This window comes from Azospirillum brasilense (assembly GCF_003349955.1).
Lineage (GTDB): Bacteria > Pseudomonadota > Alphaproteobacteria > Azospirillales > Azospirillaceae > Azospirillum > Azospirillum brasilense_B.
In genome coordinates, this window is sequence record NZ_QLKQ01000067.1 from 1 (window position 1) to 16,847 (window position 16,847).

General features: G+C 68.5%; 16 protein-coding genes. 5 read left to right on the plus strand and 11 right to left on the minus strand.

Annotated features, from left to right (window positions below; genetic code table 11):
• From DXK32_RS24175 to DXK32_RS24205, 7 genes are all read right to left on the minus strand, one after another.
• Positions 1-952 (minus strand): FAD-binding protein (locus DXK32_RS24175; protein WP_247877318.1); only part of this gene is annotated, 952 nt, incomplete at its 3' end.
• A 24-nt stretch (positions 953-976) separates the two neighbouring features.
• Complete coding sequence (locus DXK32_RS24180; protein ID WP_114860832.1) at positions 977-2,464, minus strand: FAD-linked oxidase C-terminal domain-containing protein; 1,488 nt, start codon at positions 2,462-2,464, stop codon at positions 977-979.
• A 117-nt stretch (positions 2,465-2,581) separates the two neighbouring features.
• Positions 2,582-3,076, minus strand: a complete 495-nt coding sequence (locus DXK32_RS24185) for a methyltransferase domain-containing protein (protein ID WP_114860833.1) — start codon at positions 3,074-3,076, stop codon at positions 2,582-2,584.
• A gap of 290 nt (positions 3,077-3,366) precedes the next feature.
• A complete protein-coding gene (gene ykgO, locus DXK32_RS24190; RefSeq protein ID WP_012973122.1) occupies positions 3,367-3,492 on the minus strand; it encodes a type B 50S ribosomal protein L36 in 126 nt (41 codons plus the stop codon).
• A gap of 120 nt (positions 3,493-3,612) precedes the next feature.
• Positions 3,613-4,578, minus strand: coding sequence for an SAM-dependent methyltransferase (locus DXK32_RS24195; protein WP_114860834.1), 966 nt, complete (start codon positions 4,576-4,578; stop codon positions 3,613-3,615).
• A gap of 149 nt (positions 4,579-4,727) precedes the next feature.
• Entirely contained in the window at positions 4,728-5,639 is a 912-nt protein-coding gene (gene mepA, locus DXK32_RS24200) for a penicillin-insensitive murein endopeptidase (protein ID WP_247877319.1), read from the minus strand.
• 184 nt (positions 5,640-5,823) lie between these two features.
• Positions 5,824-6,957, minus strand: a complete 1,134-nt coding sequence (locus DXK32_RS24205) for an ABC transporter permease (protein WP_114860836.1) — start codon at positions 6,955-6,957, stop codon at positions 5,824-5,826.
• Between the two features lie 143 nt (positions 6,958-7,100).
• Here DXK32_RS24205 and DXK32_RS24210 point away from each other — a divergent pair, with 143 nt between their 5' ends.
• Complete coding sequence (locus tag DXK32_RS24210) at positions 7,101-7,469, plus strand: hypothetical protein (protein ID WP_114860837.1); 369 nt, start codon at positions 7,101-7,103, stop codon at positions 7,467-7,469.
• A 71-nt stretch (positions 7,470-7,540) separates the two neighbouring features.
• On the opposite strand, the gene DXK32_RS24215 is transcribed toward DXK32_RS24210, so the two are convergent.
• Genes DXK32_RS24215 through DXK32_RS24225 form a run of 3 tightly spaced genes read right to left on the minus strand, consistent with a single transcriptional unit; the run spans position 7,541 to position 10,073 of the window.
• Entirely contained in the window at positions 7,541-8,482 is a 942-nt protein-coding gene (locus tag DXK32_RS24215; RefSeq protein ID WP_114860838.1) for an ABC transporter ATP-binding protein, read from the minus strand.
• Positions 8,479-9,426: an HlyD family secretion protein gene (locus DXK32_RS24220; protein WP_114860839.1), complete on the minus strand. Its 948-nt coding sequence runs from the start codon at positions 9,424-9,426 to the stop codon at positions 8,479-8,481. The genes DXK32_RS24215 and DXK32_RS24220 overlap by 4 nt, the downstream gene beginning before the upstream one ends.
• Positions 9,423-10,073: a TetR/AcrR family transcriptional regulator gene (locus DXK32_RS24225; protein WP_114860840.1), complete on the minus strand. Its 651-nt coding sequence runs from the start codon at positions 10,071-10,073 to the stop codon at positions 9,423-9,425. Before DXK32_RS24225 ends, DXK32_RS24220 begins: the two co-directional genes overlap by 4 nt.
• A gap of 367 nt (positions 10,074-10,440) precedes the next feature.
• On the opposite strand from DXK32_RS24225, the gene nifA reads away from it, so the two are divergent.
• Positions 10,441-12,324, plus strand: coding sequence for a nif-specific transcriptional activator NifA (nifA, locus tag DXK32_RS24230; protein ID WP_114860866.1), 1,884 nt, complete (start codon positions 10,441-10,443; stop codon positions 12,322-12,324).
• A gap of 22 nt (positions 12,325-12,346) precedes the next feature.
• On the opposite strand, the gene DXK32_RS24235 is transcribed toward nifA, so the two are convergent.
• A complete protein-coding gene (locus DXK32_RS24235; protein ID WP_162801334.1) occupies positions 12,347-13,393 on the minus strand; it encodes a hypothetical protein in 1,047 nt (348 codons plus the stop codon).
• 264 nt (positions 13,394-13,657) lie between these two features.
• Here DXK32_RS24235 and DXK32_RS24240 point away from each other — a divergent pair, with 264 nt between their 5' ends.
• From DXK32_RS24240 to DXK32_RS24250, 3 genes are all read left to right on the plus strand, one after another.
• Positions 13,658-14,548 carry an adenylate/guanylate cyclase domain-containing protein gene (locus DXK32_RS24240; protein ID WP_114860842.1) on the plus strand — a complete coding sequence of 297 codons (891 nt, stop codon included), beginning with the start codon at positions 13,658-13,660 and terminating at the stop codon, positions 14,546-14,548.
• Between the two features lie 446 nt (positions 14,549-14,994).
• The gene (gene nifB / locus DXK32_RS24245; RefSeq protein ID WP_114860843.1) at positions 14,995-16,551 is read left to right on the plus strand and encodes a nitrogenase cofactor biosynthesis protein NifB; all 1,557 of its coding nucleotides are present in this window, start codon (positions 14,995-14,997) and stop codon (positions 16,549-16,551) included.
• A gap of 79 nt (positions 16,552-16,630) precedes the next feature.
• A complete protein-coding gene (locus DXK32_RS24250) occupies positions 16,631-16,822 on the plus strand; it encodes a 4Fe-4S binding protein (protein WP_114860844.1) in 192 nt (63 codons plus the stop codon).
• Positions 16,823-16,847: the final 25 nt, after the last annotated feature.

Genomic DNA, 16,847 nt, shown 5'->3' on the forward strand with positions numbered 1-16,847 from the left:
CTGGGCGGGGGTGGGAGTCGAGTTCCCTCCCCTGCGTAAGCGGGGGAGGGTTAGGGTGGGGGCAAGAGAGGGTTGGAAGGAGGGGGCAAAAGTACGCCACGTCCCGGACCTCCCTCCACACCGCCCGCGACTCGTCCAGGTCGAGCACGGCGTCGGCGCCGAGTTCCTCCTTCAGCGCGGCGACGCGGGCGGCGACCGACGGGCCGAAGCCCTCCACCCGCACCAGCGTGACCGCTCCGCCCGCCGCCGCGACCGTCCGCACATGGGACCGCGCCGCCACCGCAGCCGGCAGATGGGCGGCGCCGGAGACGTCGTAGGGGCTCTGCAGCGCCGCGGTCAGCGCCGCCACGGCCCCGGCGTCCTCGCGCCCGGCCAGCAGCAGCGTCCGGCAATCCTCTGGCGCTGGAAGCACCTTCACCGTCAGCTCGGTCAACACGGTCAGCGTTCCGAAGGACCCGGCCATCAGCTTGGGCACGTCGTAGCCGGTGACGTTCTTCACCACCTTGCCGCCGCCCTTGTAGAGGTCGCCGCGCCCGTTCACCCCCGCGATGCCCAGCGTGTGGTCGCGGGCGGAGCCGGCGCTGATGCGCCGCGGCCCGGCCAGCCCGCAGGCGATGACGCCGCCCAGCGTCCCCTGTCCCTCCGGCTGCCCAAGGAGCGGCCCGAGATCCTGCGGCTCGAAGGCGAGCTGCTGCCGCCGCTCCGCCAGCATCGGCAGGATTTCGGCCATCGGCGTGCCGGCCAGGGCGGTCAGCACCAGCTCCTCCGCCTCATAGGCGACGACTCCGGACAGGCCGGAGAGATTGAGCGTGCAGGCGGTCTCGATCGGACGCCCGAGGCCGCGCTTGGACCCCGAGCCGGCGACGTCCAGCGGCGTCCCCTCCGACAGGGCCCAGCGCACCGCGTCGGCGGCCTGCGCCGCCGAATCGGGCTTGAAGGTGGTCACGGTCATGCAGGTGGCCTCAGAATCGGGGGCTCAGAATCGGGGAATGTCCGGGAAGCGCAGCTCCCCCTTGTGGATGTGCACGCGGCCCAGCTCGGCGCAGCGGTGCAGCTTGGGGAAGACCTTGCCGGGGTTCAGCAGCCCGTCGGGGTCGAAGGCGCATTTGATGCGCTGCTGCTGGTCGAGATCGACCTCGTCGAACTGGTCGGTCATCAGGTCGCGCTTCTCCACCCCCACGCCATGCTCGCCGGTCAGAACGCCGCCGACCTCGACGCACAGGCGCAGGATGTCGTTGCCGAAGGCCTCCGCCCGCTCCAGCTCGCCCGGCTTGTTGGCGTCATAGAGAATCAGCGGGTGCAGGTTGCCGTCCCCGGCGTGGAAGACGTTGGCGACCCGCAGCGCGTAGCGGTCGGACATCTCCTGCATGCGGTGCAGCACCAGGGGCAGCGCCTTGCGCGGAATGGTGCCGTCCATGCAGTAGTAGTCGGGGCTGATGCGCCCCACCGCCGGGAAGGCCGCCTTGCGCCCGGCCCAGAAGGACAGCCGCTCCTCCTCCGAGGTCGAAACTCGGGAGTAGCAGCAGCCCTTGGACCGCGCGATCTCCGCCACCCGATCGATCAGGTGGTCGACCTCCGCCGCCGGGCCGTCCAGCTCGACGATCAGCAGCGCTTCGACGTCCAACGGGTAGCCGGCGTGGACGAAATCCTCCGCCGCGTGGATCGCCGGCCGGTCCATCATCTCCATGCCGCCGGGGATGATGCCCGCGGCGATGATGGCGGCCACGCAGTCGCCGCCTTGCTCGCTGGTCGGGAAACCGATCAGCACGGCGCGGGCGGTGGCGGGCTTCCTGAGGATGCGCACCGTGACCTCGGTCACCACCCCCAGCAGCCCTTCGGAGCCGGTGACGACGCCCATCAGGTCGTAGCCGCCGGCGTCGAGATGCTTGCCGCCCAGCCGCAGGATGGTGCCGTCCATCAGCACCATTTCCAGCCCCAGCACGTTGTTGGTGGTCAGCCCGTATTTCAGGCAATGCACCCCGCCGGAATTCTCGGCGATGTTGCCGCCGATGGTGCAGGCGATCTGGCTGGAGGGGTCGGGCGCGTAATAAAAGCCCTCATGCGCCACCGCGTTGGAGATGCCGAGGTTGGTCACCCCCGGCTGGGTCACCACGCAGCGGTTGGCGACGTCGATGTCGAGAATGCGGTTGAACTTGCCCATCCCCAGCAGCACGCCGTCGGCCAGCGGCAGCGCGCCGCCCGACAGGGAGGTGCCGGCGCCGCGCGGCACCACCTTCACCCCCATCTCCTTGCAGGTCCGGAGCACCCGGCTCACCTGCTCCACCGTGCTGGGCAGCACCACGACCATGGGGAGCTGGCGGTAGGCGGTCAGCCCGTCGCATTCATAGGCGCGCAGCTCGCTTTCGTCGGCGATCACCCCCTCGCCGGGCACGATGGCCCGCAGCGCTGCGATGATCTCGCGTCGGCGCGCGATGACGCCGTCGTCGGGCGCGGGCATCCGCATGGCCGGCCGTCCTCCCCTCATGTCGGTCGCCGGGGTTGTTCCTGCGGCGTTCCCTTTCCAGAGGTAGCATCGAAGCCGCCCCGGCACCAGTCCCCGTTTCGGCCAGCCGGCCCCCGGTCAGGCCGGAGCGGGCACCTTCCGAAGCGTCGTCAGCAGATGGAAAGCGCGCCACTCCTGCGACACGACCCGAAAGGCCCCGCGGAAGCCATAGTTGGCCGCCCAACGATGCTGGTCGTCGAAATAGAAGGGGAAGGTGTTCTCGGTGATGATGTTGACGTGGGTGGGGTCTTGGAACGCCTCGGCGTGGGGGTAGGCGGGGGTCTGGGAATAAAACAGCCCGTCCGGCTTCAGCACGCGGTGGATCTCATCCATCAGCGCGATGAAGCTGTTGCGGCGGCGCGGCGTGTAGACGATTCGCGGAACATGCTCGATGACGTCGAAGGCGGTGACGTAGTCGAAGTAGCCGTCCTCGAAGGGAAGCGCATCCACGGCGAGATCCGCCTTCCGGATGTTCGGCGCGGTGTGGTCCTCGATGTCGAGTCCGAACAGTTCATCCGCCGAAAAGTGGTTCTTCGGATGGGGGCCGCTGCCCAGGTCCAAACTTCTGGTCATCCATCAACTCCGGATCGCAAAGTCAGCCTGAAACTGTCCGGAATCGACGTGTCTTTCAATCGAAACAAACGTTGAAACGAATTGTGTTCCGCTTTGGATCGCGACGGCGATCCCGGCGGCCGAAGCCCGGCCCCACCCCGCGCGACTCTGGTTCCCACCGGATGACGTGAAGGGAACGCAGGCTTGCCCTGGGAACGCAAAACGCGACGCCGCGCCGTCCCAGGGGAACGGCGCGGCGTCGCGTTCAACAACACAGCACACAGTCGGCCGGGCGGACCCGGCCGCCGGTCTCAGCCCTGGCGGGCCTTGAAGCGCGGGTTCTGCTTGTTGATGACGTAGACGCGGCCCTTGCGGCGGATCACGCGGCAGGCCTTGTGGCGCGTCTTCATCGACTTGAGAGAGTTAACGATCTTCATAATTCTTCATCCTGGTCGGTCGGCGGCTCGATCGAAGGCGCGCACCATAGTGCGGCGCATCCCCGCTGTCAACGGCCCCCGTCGCGGTTGCGTTTCCCGCCGGACAGGGCCGTTTCGACGCTATTCCGCCGGTTTCAGCGCGTAGAAACGGCAGACCTTCATGCCCGCCTCGATGGCGGACACGCGGCGGACCCACAGCTCGACCTCGTCCATCACGGCGAGCTTGGTCTCGTGGTCCAGATGGTGGCGCTCCAGATGCTCGACCAGCCCTTGGATGGCGCTCACGATCAGGCTGCGGTGGGTGTCGGTGATGTCCTCGGCGATTCGCAGGTCCAGGTTCCGCTGGGCGAAGGCGGCGGCCATCTGGTCCTTGGACCACAGACGCGGCTGCATCGGCTCCTTGTCGCACCAGACCTGCACGGCCTTGGCCCCGGCCAGCGCCGGCTCGATCACGTAATCGGTCATCAGCAGGTGGCCACGCGGCTTCAGCGCCAGTTCCATCCCGTCGAACAGCTGGTCCTTGCCGCGGACGGAGAACATCCCCTCCTTGTAGACGATCGCGTCCACGCGCTTGGGATAGCTGAAATTCTCCGGATCGTAGGTTTCGATCGGGGCCTTCTTCTCCAGCCCCTCCTTGAAGGAGCGGATCATCCCCTCCTTCGCCAGAAGCTCCGACGCCTCCAGCCCGGTGACCCAGCAGCCGTATTTGCTCGCCATGGTGCGGCTGGTGCCGCCCAGCCCGGCGGACAGATCCAGCACGCTCATCGCCGGATTCAGGCCGAGCGGCTTCACCAGGTAGGGAATGTGGTCGTGGCCGCCCGGCGTGTTGAAGCCCTCGCCCCACAGCTTCTCCGCGACTTCGATCCGCGTGGCGCTCCACAGCGGCTTTCCCCAGCGGTTCATGCCGGGACCGTGCCCGTGGGCGGCGGGCTGGGCCGGAACGGCGCCGGCCTGCGGCTTGCCGTCCTCCTCGCCGCCCCTGCCCTTCAGGCCGGAGAGGTCGTACCCCTCCCACCAGGCGTGAAGGCGGGTCTTGAGCTTGATGCGGGGAGCGCCCCCGTGATCGTGTCCGCTCTTATCGCTCATCGCCTTCGCGCCTGCCCCGTTGCCTGGACCGCCGGACGACCGGTTCGTTCGCAGGGCGGACCTGATATTTCCGCGATGCGAACGGATTCATTCCGACTTTCACAGTATCCGGGTGTTCCGTCCGTGCAAGCGCAAAATCCTGCGTCACATTACCGTAACGCCTTTTCCGCGTACGGACCGTCCATGGCGGCGACCCGAGTCCCGGCGGCGCGCAGCACCGGCGTGCAGGCGGGCGGCATGCTGACGTAGCGCGGCTGCGGCTTGCCGTTGTGCCTCTCGACCACCGGATAGACCGAACCGAGCCAGGACGCGACCTCGTCGCCGCAGCCGTCGCCGTCGGGAATGTCGCGCTGGTCCTCGCATTGCGGGCTTCCCGCCGGGCAGCCCAGGCGGATGTGCATGTGCCCGTCATGGCCGTGCCAGGGCCGCAGTTTGCGCAGGAAGGCGCGGTCCGGCCAAGCATGGCGGCACATGGCGAGCTTGATCGCCGGATTGACGAAGATCCGCGTCACCCGCGGGTCGCTGGCGGCGATGCGGACGAGTTGGGCCTGCCGCTCCGACCAGTCGTCGGTGACGCGGACGCGCCCGTAATCGACGTACTTGATCTCGGTCAGGCTTTCCCGCGCGTTGCGGCCCATCGGCGGGTGGTCGAGCCGCAGCCAGACGTCGGCGTCCAGCCCGATCTGGTGGCTGGCGTGGCCGAAGCTCATCGGGCCGCCGCGCGCCTGCCCCATGTCACCGATCAGCGCGGTCCCCAGCCCGGCCGCCGCGACCTTCCGCCCGAAGCCCTTCAGATAATCGATCAGCTCCGGATGGCCGTAATAGCGTTGGCGGGACATCCGGATGACTTGGTAGCCGGTGCCTTCTCCCGGCAGGGCCTGCGCGCCGGTGATGCAACCCGCGGCGTAACCGCCGATCGACTGGGCCGGCCCCAACGCGGGGCCGCTCACCTGACTCCAGGCGATGGAATTGGGGGCCGGTGGTGCGGGCTTCTTTTTCTTGTGCGATCCGGCCTCGGCCGGTCCGGCCAATCCGGCGGCGAGCAAAACCGCCGCGAGCATCGCAACCGTCGGGCCAATCGCCAAGCGCCCCATCATCTTCCCCCACGGACCGCCAACCGGGAAAGATTAGAGCCAATGTTTCTTAACGAAAGGTGAGGCTCACGCCCATGTCACAACCGATTTCGACTTGCCGCTGACGCCGCGCGTCGATGATGACGGGCGGCGCCCGGCCGCCGTTTACTGCTCAGTCCAAGGTCTGCCGGTAGCGTTTCAGCGCGACGGCCGTAACCGCAACCAGGAAAATCAGCAGCGCCGCCACCTCCCCGGCGATGTCCGCCGGGCCGTTGCCTTTCAGGAGGATGCCTCGGACGATGCGCAGGAAATGGGTCAGCGGCAGAACCTCCCCCACCGCCTGCGCCCAGCCGGGCATGCCGCGGAAGGGGAACATGAAACCGGACAGCAGCATCGACGGCAGAAAGAAGAAGAAGGACATCTGCATCGCCTGGAGCTGGTTCTTCGCCACGGTGGAGAAGGTGAAGCCCACCGCCAGATTGGCGGCGATGAACAGCACCAGCACGGCGGACAGCAGGGCCAGACTGCCGACGATGGGCACGCCGAACAGCAGCCGAGCGGCCAGGACAATGATGACGACCTGGATGTAGCCGACCAGGATGAAGGGCACGATCTTGCCCAACATCACCTCGAACGGGCGGACCGGCATGGCCAGCAGGTTCTCCATCGTCCCGCGCTCCCGCTCGCGGGTGACGGCCAGCGCGGTCATCATCACCATGGTCATGGTCAGGACCACCCCCATCAGGCCGGGCACCACATTGTACTGGGTGATGCCCTCCGGGTTGTAGCGGCGGTGGACCCGCAGCTCCACCGGATCGGGGGAGGAGCGCAGAGGGGCCAGCGGTCCGGTCAGGTCGGGGTCCAGGGCCTGCCGCGCGATGGTGGTCAGGGCGGCCAGCGCGTTGCTGGTCGCCGCCGGGTCGGTCGCGTCGGCCTCGACCAGGAGGACCGGCCGCTCGCCCCTCTGCAGGTCGCGGGCGAATCCCGCCGGGATGGTGACCGCGAACTGCACCCGTCCTTCGGCCAGCAGGCGGTCCAGCTCCGCCGGGCTGGCGGCGGCGCGGGTCACCTCGAAATAGCCGGAATTCGCCATGGCCGACACCAGCGTGCGGGCGAAGGGGCTGGAGTCGGCCGCGTGGACGGCGGTCGGCAGGCTTTTGGGGTCGGAGTTGATGGCGAAACCGAACAGCACGAGCTGAAGCACCGGCACCCCCACCATCATGGCGAAGGTCAGCCGGTCGCGCCGCATCTGGATGAACTCCTTCACCATCACCGCGACGAAGCGCGCGAAGGAAAACCGCGCCATGGTGCCCCTCCCTGACCGTGCATTTCGAGGATGAAACACAACCCTTTTACTTCGGCATCGCCGGGCGACTTGGCGCCCATTGACATATGAAAATTGCTTCAAGCACCGTCCGTAAGGATTAACTCGTATGCGGGAGACATGAAGTGACTTCTATTCTTGCCAAGAGCGCCGCCGCCGTGGCCGCCCTGTTCCTGCTTCATGGCGCCGCTCTGGCCGGGCAACAGGATTTCACCATCGCGAACGAGACCGGCTACGCGCTGAAGCACATCTATGTCAGCGAGTCCGCCAACGAGAAGTGGGATGAAGACATCCTCGGCCGTGACGTCCTCGACGACGGCGAAGAGTTCGAGCTGAGCTTCGACAGGGCCGAAAAGACCTGCAAGTGGGACATGAAGGTCATCTATGACGACGGCGAGTCGGCGGTCTGGCAGAACCTGAACCTCTGCAAGATCTCCAAGCTGACGCTGCGCTGGAACAAGAACACCGGCGTGACCTCCGCGTCGATCGAGTGACCGCGCGCTGTCCCCGCACCGGCTGTCGCGACGGTGCGGGGACGCCCCTGCCCTGCCCACCGGCGGCGCGGTCATGCGAAGTTGTCCGTGCTGCGGTTCATCAGATGGATGAACACATCCTCCAACGTCGGCTCCGTTCGCCGCACCAGCAAGCCCGGGTCGGCGGCCCAGGGGCGCAACGCCTCCTCAAGCTCCGCGCCATCACCGCCGCTGACATGCAGCCGGGCGCCGAAGGCCGCGACCATCTCGACACCGGGGCACCCCCGCAGCGCCGCCGCGATGCGCCCGAGATCCGGACCGCCCGCCCCCCGCGCGCCGACCTCGTAGGTGACCAGCCCCGAGGTGGCGATCACCTCCTCCACGCTGCCCTGGGTCATCAGCCGGCCGTAGGCGAGGTAGGCGATGGCGTGGCAGCGTTCCGCCTCATCCATGTAATGGGTGCTGACCAGCACGGTCAGACCCTCGGCGGCCAGCCGGTGGATCTCGTCCCAGAACTCCCGCCGCGCCTTGGGATCGACGCCCGCGGTCGGCTCGTCGAGCAGCAGCAGCTTCGGCTCGTGCAGGATGCAGGCGGCCAGCGCCAGACGCTGCTTCCAGCCGCCGGACAGCTCCCCCGCCAGCTGCGCCCGCCGGTTGCCCAGTCCCAGCCGCTCCAGCGCCGCGGCGACCTTCCGCCGCCGGTCCGGAAGCCCGTACATGCGGGCGACGAAATCCAGATTCTCGGCGATGCTCAAGTCCTCCCAGAAGCTGAACTTCTGGGTCATGTAGCCGACCTGCCGCTTGATGGCGGCGCTCTGGCGGCGGATGTCGAGCCCGAGGCAGCTCCCTTCCCCGGCATCCGGGGTCAGCAGCCCGCAGAGCATGCGGATGGTCGTCGTCTTGCCCGACCCGTTCGGCCCCAAAAAGCCGTAGATCTGCCCGCGCGCCACCCGGATGGAGAAGCCGTCCACCACCGTCTTGGTGCCGAAACGCTTGACCAGACCGCGCACGTCGATGGCGGGTTTCCCGGTCATCGCGGCAGTTCCACGTCGACCGGCAAACCGGGGTTGAGCGCCGCCCCGTCGTCCAGCCGTGCCTCGACGCGGAAGACCAGCTTCTCGCGGCTGCCGACGCTGTAGATCACCGGCGGGGTGTATTCCACCCGTGGCGCCACGTAGGTCACGCGCGCCGACAGGCCGGGCGGGCAACCGTCGCAGCGCACCGTCACCCGGTCGCCCGGACGGACGCGGGCCATCAGCGGCTCCGGGACGAAGACCACCAGCTTCCGCTTCGACGGCGGCAGCAGCGAGACCACCGGGGCGCCCGCCGGCACCCATTCGCCGGGATTGAACAGCGTGTCCTCGACCAGCGCCGCCTCGGGCGCAAGCGGGGCCAGTTCGGCGAGGCGCTTCTCCGCCTGGGCCAGCGCCGCCTCGGCCTGGGCGACGGCGTCCTCCGCCGCGCGGATCTGGTCGGGACGGGCCGGCAGGTTGGAGACGGCCAGTTGCGCGGTCAGCTCCTCCAGCCGCGCGCGGTCGCGGTCGCGGGTGGCGCGGGCGGCGTCCAGACGGTCGTCGGAGCTGACCTTGCGGGCCACCAGCGTCCGTTGCCGCGCCAGCTCCGCTTCGGAATAGCGCAACGCCGCCTCGGCCTGGGCGCGCTGGGCGGCGACCACCGCCAGCTCGTCGGGGCGCCGGCCCGTCCGCAGGTCGGCCAACTGCGCCCGCACCTGCGCCAACGCGGCGGCGAGCCGGTCGCGCTCCGCCCGCGCGCTGGTGCGGTCAAGCGCGAAAAGCGGAGCGCCCGCCTCCACCCGCCCGCCGCGCGTCACCGCCAGCGTGTCGAGCGTCCCGGCCACCGGGGCGGCGATGCGCAGATACTCGCCCTCGGCGTAGCCGTGGGCCAGCGGCACGGCGTCCCCGCCGCCCAGGCCGAGGACGGACAAAGCCGCCGCCAGCGTGTCGGCGATCCAGCTCATGACGGCGGTCCTCCCTCCGGGGCGAGCGTCCGGCGCAGCGCGTCGAGATGGGCGGCCAGCAGGGCGGCGACGTCCGGCGGGCGGCCCTCCAGCGCCTCGAAGGAGGAGCGCCACAGAGCGCTCATCAGCATCGGCGCGACGATCAGCCGGACGGTCGAGTCGACGTCCACCGGGCGGAACTCTCCGCAGGCCATGCCGCGCTCCAGCACCGCCGCCAGCAGGGCGAAGGCGCGGCGGATCACCTCGTCGTAATAGAAGCGGGCGAGGTCGGGGAAATTGCCGGCCTCGGCGATGATCAGCTTGGGAATGGCGCCGGCGCGGGATTTCAGGATGCGCGTCGCGAAAAGGGTCAGCAGCGTTTCCAGAACGGCGAAGCTCGGTCCCTGCGCCCCGGCGAGCAGACGCTCGGCCATGTCCAGGTTGGGCAGGATGGCCTCGCGGACCACCGCCTTGAACAGCTCCTCCTTGTTCGGGAAGTAGAGATAGAGCGTGCCCTTGCTGACCCCGGCCCGCGCCGCGACGTCGTCCAGCCGGGCCGCCGCGAAGCCGCGCTCGCCGAAGACGGTCAGGGCGGCGTCGACGATCTCCCGGGGGCGCGCCTGCTTGCGGCGGCGCCAGCGCGGAACGGCGGGATCATCCTCCGGCATGCCGTCCTCCAGGGTGGAGAAAATATTACTGACCAGTCAGTAATTAGTGCGGAAACGATGGAAACACCAGTTTTCTCAAGGGTTGCGCCGTTCTGCCGCAGCCATAAGTCATTGTGCGCCGCAGCAACTGATATGCAAAAGGGCTTGCCTTTCGACCGAGAGTTTCCGAAACTTTCGACAGTCCGCAGCGCGAACGGCTTGTCACGGAAGCACGCGCGGCGGGCGCACCGGTGGTCAAAGGCGCCGATCGGAAACGAGCGCACACCCCACCCCGGGAGGAACGGTTCAAGGCGCCGTGCCGGGATCGCATCGACGAGCGCGCTGGTGCGCGGCGTCCGGAGTCCCGGTTGAGCAGGGGGTGTCGATCATGCCGGGTGCAATGCGCCAGTCCACGTCGAACCTGGAACTGCTGACCATCTATGAGGTCAGCAAGATCCTCGGTTCCTCTCTCGACCTCCAGCAGACCCTGCGCGAGGTGCTTCGCGCGCTGGCCTACCAGCTGCAGATGCACCGCGGGCGCGTCTATCTGGTCGGCGAGGACAATGTGCTGCGTCTCGTGGCCGCGAACGGCCTGTCGAACGAGGCGGCGGCGCAGATCGAATTCCGCGACGGGGAAGGCATCACCGGCCGCATCCTGAAGACCGGCATGCCCGCCGTCGTCCCGAATCTGGCCGAGGAACCGCTGTTCCTGAACCGCACCGGCGGGCGCGAGGACCTGGACGAGCAGGTGGCCTCGCTGGTCGGCGTGCCGATCAAGGCCGCGGGGGTGGTCGTCGGCGTGCTGACCATCGACCGCATTTCCGACGAGGGGCCGCAGGGCCATTTCGGCAGCGACGTGCGCTTCCTGACCATGGTCGCCAACCTGATCGGCCAGACCGTGCGGCTGCACCGCACCGTGGCCGAGGAACGCCGCTTCATGATGCGGGAGACCTTCCGCATGCAGAAGGAGCTGCGGCCCATCGCCGCCCCGATCAACGACGTGGTCTGCACCAGCCCCAACATGCTGGAGGTGATGGCCCAGGTCCACCGGGTGGCGCCCTTCAAGTCCACCGTGCTGATCCGCGGCGAGAGCGGCACCGGCAAGGAGCTGATCGCGCGGGCCATCCACAACATGTCGCCGCGCAAGGACGCCCCCTTCATCCGCGTGAACTGCGCCGCCCTGCCGGAATCGCTCCTGGAATCGGAGCTGTTCGGCCACGAGAAGGGCGCCTTCACCGGCGCGCAGAAGGACCACAAGGGCCGGTTCGAACTGGCGTCGGGCGGCACGCTGTTCCTCGACGAGATCGGCGACATCTCGCCCAACTTTCAGGCCAAGCTGCTGCGCGTGCTGCAGGAGCAGGAGTTCGAGCGGGTCGGCGGGTCCAAGACCATCAAGACCGACGTCCGCCTGATCTGCGCCACCAACCTGAACCTGGAGGAGGCGGTCGGCCACGGCAAATTCCGCGCCGACCTGTATTTCCGCATCAACGTGGTGACCATCCATCTGCCGCCGCTGCGCGAACGGCGCCAGGACATCGGCCCGCTGGCCCGCCATTTCGTGGCGAAGTTCGCCAAGGACAACGGCATGAATCTCGTCATGGAGGACGAGGCGCTGGAGGTGCTGAACCGCTGCACCTGGCCCGGCAACGTGCGCGAGTTGGAGAACTGCATCGAGCGCGCGGCCACCCAGTCGCGCGACGGCATCATCCGCACCGAGTCCCTGTCCTGCAGCCTGAACCTCTGCAACTCCTCGGTCCTGTTCCAGTACCGCACGCTGGGCGCGTCGGTCGGCGGGCTCGCCCCGTCCATGGGGCCGGGGGCCGTCAACCGCGTCCCCCCCGGACGCCCCGGCGGTCCGGCGCCGGCCAACGCGCCGAAAACCCCGGCGATGCCGGCCCCGGTGCCGGAACCGGCGGGTGCCGGCGGCGGCGCGTGGCCGGCCTGCGCGTCGGGCTGTTCCGCCGGCCCGTCGCCGGTCTGCGGCGCCGCCCAGCCGGTGGTTCCGGTTCCCCTGATCCCGCTGCCCCTGCCCGAGCCGAGCGCGCCCGCCGCCCCGGCTCCCGCACCCGCATCGGCTGCCAACGCCGCTCCGCCGCCCGCCGCCGAGGTGCCGCTGGACGAGCCGGAGTCGGGGTCGCTGCGCGACCGGTTGCTCTGGGCGATGGAGCGCACCGGCTGGGTGCAGGCCAAGGCCGCCCGCCTGCTCGGCATGACGACCCGTCAGGTGAGCTACGCCCTGCGCAAATACAACATCGAGATCAAGCGCTTCTGAGGGGCGGGGAACAGCGGGCCGATCAGTAACGGGCGGCCAATCCGATCATGTACGCGCGATCCACCGGCTCTCCCTGAGCGATGGTGGCGCCCGCTGATGACGGCGTCGGGAGGTCCCGGGAGCGCTGGACAGGATCGGGGGGACGGTCGACCTGATACACCGTGTGCCCTCCCAACTCACCGACCTTGCGCATTTCCGCAAAGGACGCCTGGAGAAACTCGCGCAGCTTCCTGCCGTAGTCGAGAGGATTCGAATAGTCGCGGGCATCCGGCGGCGAAGCGCCCGGCAGCGCGTTCAGGGGCTTGACCAGGGCGTCGTCCACCGAATAGCCCTGATCGGCCGCCACCTTGCGGGAGGCCGACAAACCCGCCCGCTCCGACAGGATGGCGGCGGCGTCCTCTTCGCCGGTCTTGCGCAGCGCCTTGTCGATCGCGTCGAGATCGACGCCCAACGCCTTCAGGCTGTAGGTGGCATCCCCCTGCTTTTTGGTGGAGTTCAGGCGGGAATCGGAAAAGTCCATGGAGAAGAAGCCCGGCATGATGTAGCGCGACATCCCCATCCGGTCCTTCGCCAGGAGCGGATTCATCGTCCGCGCCGCCAGATCGGTCGATGCCGACGCCCGTTCGTCCTCGCTCATCGCCGCGGTCAGCTTGTCCATCAGCGACGACCGCCGGGCCAGCGTCTGGGACAAGGCACCGCGCAGATCGTCGACGCTGGTCGCCTCATCGAAGAAAAGATCGGCGTGATCGTTGTTGTACATGCGCTGAGTCGCGCCCATGGCGCTGACGCGGGACTGCTTCAGCCGCTGCGTGAGGGCGTCGTTGACCGTCTCGCCGCTGATCTTCCCGCTGTCGACGAGATCGGCCAACTGCTGGCGCTGGGCGTCCGACAGGGCACCGAAGGCGGTCAGTCCGTCGCCGCGAAGCGCCCCACCCAACCCGCTCAGCGCCACGCGATCGGACGCGGCAGCGCCGCTCGCGGCGGTCGCCCCCGGCGATGGCGAGGCCCCGGTGGACCGGGGCAGGATCGGAAACGATGAAGCGGCCGATGCCACGCCCGATACCGTCATGATCCCCTCCCTGGAAGACAGGCCGGCGGCGATGCACGTCCAACCGCGGCGAACTCTCTGCACCGCATCTTATGAGGGAAGAAACAAACGCGCAATATAACCCTTGAGGGCCGACCGGCGATCCGGCTGCGGCACGTCAGCCGCGCGGCCTGTGGGTTCCAAGGCCCCTGTAACCGTTACGAACGGTTGTGATATGACAGTGGAACACCGGCTTTACGCTGTGCCCCGCTTCCCGCAACCTCCAGCTTCGGGCCTTTGCACGGGATGGAAAAGCCCCTCGCGCTCCTCTTCGTGGACATCGCCGACAGCACGCTGCTCTATGAGCTGGCGGGCGACCGCAAGGCGGCGGCGCTGACCCAGCGGGTGCTGGAGGGCCTGCGCCGGATCGTCGGGGAGAACGACGGCACGGTGGTGAAAAGCCTCGGCGACGGGCTGCTGGCCTGCTTCCCCAGGAGCGACGGCGCCACCCGCGCCGCGCTCGCCATGATGGAGCGGCAAGGCGAGTTCGGGCTGCGCCTGCGCGCCGGTCTGCATTTCGGCCCGGTGATCGCCGGCCCCGGCGACCTCTACGGCGACGCCTGCAACGTCGCCGCCCGGCTGGAATCCATCGCCCGCCCCGGCGAGATCCTGGCGACCGACGATCTGGTCGACCGCCTCTCACCGCCGCTGCGGACGCGGACCCGCCTTCTGAACAGCGTTGCGGTGAAGGGAAAGGCGGCCCCGGTCCGCGTCCACCAGATCCGCGACGGCAGCGCCGCGCCGGAGGCCGAGGACAACGCCACCGTCGCCCTGACCACATCGGTTCCCGGCAGCGGGCGCGGCCTGCCGTCCCTGCGGCTGTCCGGGCGCCGCGCCGAGGCGACGCTGACCCCGCTGCTGCCGCGCGTCACGGTGGGGCGCGACGAGGGCTGCGGCCTGCGCATCCCGTCGCGCCGCACCTCGCGCCAGCACGCGGTGATCGACTTCAGCCGCGGCGGCTTCCTGCTGACCGACCATTCGACCAACGGCACCTTCATCCGCACGGGCGAGTCCCCCTCCCTGCTGCTGCGCCGCGATTCGACGAAGCTGACCGGAAGCGGGCTCATCGGGTTCGGAGGGGAGCCGCTGCGGCCGGACGAGGACCATGTCCTGACCTTCCAGGTCGGGAGCGCGTGATGCCCCCCTTATCATAGGGCAGTGCAGTCGGCCTCTTAACCCTCTCTCCTCTGGGGAGAGGGTGGCCCGTAGGGCCTCTCGCGCTGGCTGAAAACCAGCGCTGACGGCGGCAGGCGGATGCCTCTGGCATCCGCTGAGAGCCGGTGAGGGGGTTGCGCTTTTGCCGGACATAGCGCCAAGCACAACCCCCTCACCCTAACCCTCTCCCCTGAGGGGAGAGGGGACTTCAGACACGATTGCCGCCCCCGTGTCGGGTCCCCGACAGGCGGCGTCATTGTCGGCCATTGTTGGGCTTTGTCCGCCTTTGTCGGATTGCCGACATGGTCCACACGCCCGACACATCCCCATAACACACTGAAACTCCACAATTCACCCGATTGGCCCCGAACTTGCTTTTAACGACCCGACCAAGGGCGCCGACGGCGCGGCTGGGAAGGGAGTGGACGATGGCCAACGTTATTTCGCTCGACAGCATCCTGGGCGTGGGTGAGCTGAAAGCCGCCGCCGAGGCGCCGCCCGCCGCCGCCTCCGGCTGCGCGTCCTCCTCCTGCGGGTCGTCGGACGGCCCCGCCGACATGGCGCCGGAGGTGTGGGAGAAGGTGAAGAACCATCCCTGCTACTCCGAGGAGGCGCATCACTACTTCGCCCGCATGCACGTCGCCGTGGCGCCGGCTTGCAACATCCAGTGCAACTACTGCAACCGGAAATACGACTGTTCGAACGAGAGCCGGCCGGGCGTGGTTTCCGAGAAGCTGACCCCCGATCAGGCGCTCCGCAAGATCATGGCGGTGGCCAAGGAAATCCCGCAGCTCTCGGTCATCGGCATCGCCGGCCCCGGCGACAGTCTGGCGGCGGGCGGCAAGAACACCTTCAAGACCTTCGAGATGCTGGCGAAGAAGGCGCCGGACCTCAAGCTGTGCCTGTCCACCAACGGTCTGGCCCTGCCCGACCATGTGGACACCATCGCGAACTACAACATCGACCACGTCACGATCACCATCAACATGGTCGATCCCGAGGTCGGGCAGCACATCTACCCGTGGATCTTCCACGACCACAAGCGCTGGACCGGCCTGGACGCCGCGAAGATCCTGCACGAGCGCCAGATGCTCGGGCTGGAGATGCTGACCTCGCGCGGCATCCTGGTGAAGGTGAACTCCGTCATGATCCCGGGGATCAACGACGAGCACCTGATGGACGTGAACAAGGCCGTGAAGTCGCGCGGCGCCTTCCTGCACAACATCATGCCGCTGATCTCCGACCCGGCGCACGGCACGCATTTCGGCCTGACCGGCCAGCGCGGCCCGACCGCGCAGGAGCTGAAGGTCCTGCAGGACCAGTGCGAGGGCGGGGCCAAGCTGATGCGCCACTGCCGCCAGTGCCGCGCCGACGCGGTCGGCCTGCTGGGCGAGGACCGCGGCTCCGAATTCACCATCGACCAGATCGAGGCGATGGGCGAGGTGGAGTACGACCAGGAAGCCGCCCGCACCTACCGCGAGCATGTCGAGGGCGAGCGCGCCGGCCGCCACGCCGCCAAGGCCGCAGCACAGGCCGACGTCGCCGAGACGGTCGGCACCGAGGCGCAGCCGATCCTGATCGCCGTCGCCACCAAGGGCGGCGAGCGCATCAACGAGCATTTCGGCCACGCCAAGGAATTCCAGATCTACGAGGTCGGTCCGAAGGGCGCCAAGTTCGTCGGCCACCGCCGCGTCGACCAGTATTGCGAAGGCGGCTCGGGCGACGAGGACGCGCTGGGTGGCGTGCTGTCGGCGATCAACGACTGCACCGCGGTCTTCGTCGCCAAGATCGGCGGCTGCCCCTCGACGAGCCTCAAGGACGCGGGCATCGAGCCGGTTGACCGCTTCGCCTTCGAATACATCGAGGAGTCGGCATTGACCTACTTCAAGGACTACGCCGAGCGCCTCGGCCAAGGTGCGATCAACGCGCGCGAGGGGCAGGACGCGGTGATCCGCACCGGCGCCTTCACCGCCCGGCGCGCCTGATACCCAAGAGACCGACCAGAACCCACGGATTTACCCGGCGGCCCACCGCAACAGCCGCCCCACCTGCAAGGAGAGTGTCATGGCTTACAAGATCAAGGCTTCCGACTGCACCGCCTGCGGCGCCTGCGAGGCCGAGTGCCCGAACAACGCCATCAGCTTCAAGAAGGGTGCCTACGCCATCAACGCCGACATGTGCACCGAGTGCAAGGGCCAGTTCTCCAGCCCGCAATGCGCCTCGGTCTGCCCGGCCGACTGCTGCGTCCCGGCCTGATCGCCCGAAACCCCTCTCCCGTCCC

Excerpts from the sequence above, each read along its gene's own strand:
- DXK32_RS24180 (WP_114860832.1), bottom strand. The coding sequence starts at position 2,464 with ATGCGGATGCCCGCGCCCGACGACGGCGTCATCGCGCGCCGACGCGAG.
- DXK32_RS24185 (WP_114860833.1), bottom strand. The coding sequence starts at position 3,076 with ATGACCAGAAGTTTGGACCTGGGCAGCGGCCCCCATCCGAAGAACCAC.
- ykgO (WP_012973122.1), bottom strand. The coding sequence starts at position 3,492 with ATGAAGATCGTTAACTCTCTCAAGTCGATGAAGACGCGCCACAAGGCC.
- DXK32_RS24195 (WP_114860834.1), bottom strand. The coding sequence starts at position 4,578 with ATGAGCGATAAGAGCGGACACGATCACGGGGGCGCTCCCCGCATCAAG.
- mepA (WP_247877319.1), bottom strand. The coding sequence starts at position 5,639 with ATGCTCGCGGCGGTTTTGCTCGCCGCCGGATTGGCCGGACCGGCCGAG.
- DXK32_RS24205 (WP_114860836.1), bottom strand. The coding sequence starts at position 6,957 with ATGGCGCGGTTTTCCTTCGCGCGCTTCGTCGCGGTGATGGTGAAGGAG.
- DXK32_RS24215 (WP_114860838.1), bottom strand. The coding sequence starts at position 8,482 with ATGACCGGGAAACCCGCCATCGACGTGCGCGGTCTGGTCAAGCGTTTC.
- DXK32_RS24220 (WP_114860839.1), bottom strand. The coding sequence starts at position 9,426 with ATGAGCTGGATCGCCGACACGCTGGCGGCGGCTTTGTCCGTCCTCGGC.
- DXK32_RS24225 (WP_114860840.1), bottom strand. The coding sequence starts at position 10,073 with ATGCCGGAGGATGATCCCGCCGTTCCGCGCTGGCGCCGCCGCAAGCAG.
- nifA (WP_114860866.1), top strand. The coding sequence starts at position 10,441 with ATGCCGGGTGCAATGCGCCAGTCCACGTCGAACCTGGAACTGCTGACC.
- DXK32_RS24235 (WP_162801334.1), bottom strand. The coding sequence starts at position 13,393 with ATGACGGTATCGGGCGTGGCATCGGCCGCTTCATCGTTTCCGATCCTG.
- DXK32_RS24240 (WP_114860842.1), top strand. The coding sequence starts at position 13,658 with ATGGAAAAGCCCCTCGCGCTCCTCTTCGTGGACATCGCCGACAGCACG.
- nifB (WP_114860843.1), top strand. The coding sequence starts at position 14,995 with ATGGCCAACGTTATTTCGCTCGACAGCATCCTGGGCGTGGGTGAGCTG.
- DXK32_RS24250 (WP_114860844.1), top strand. The coding sequence starts at position 16,631 with ATGGCTTACAAGATCAAGGCTTCCGACTGCACCGCCTGCGGCGCCTGC.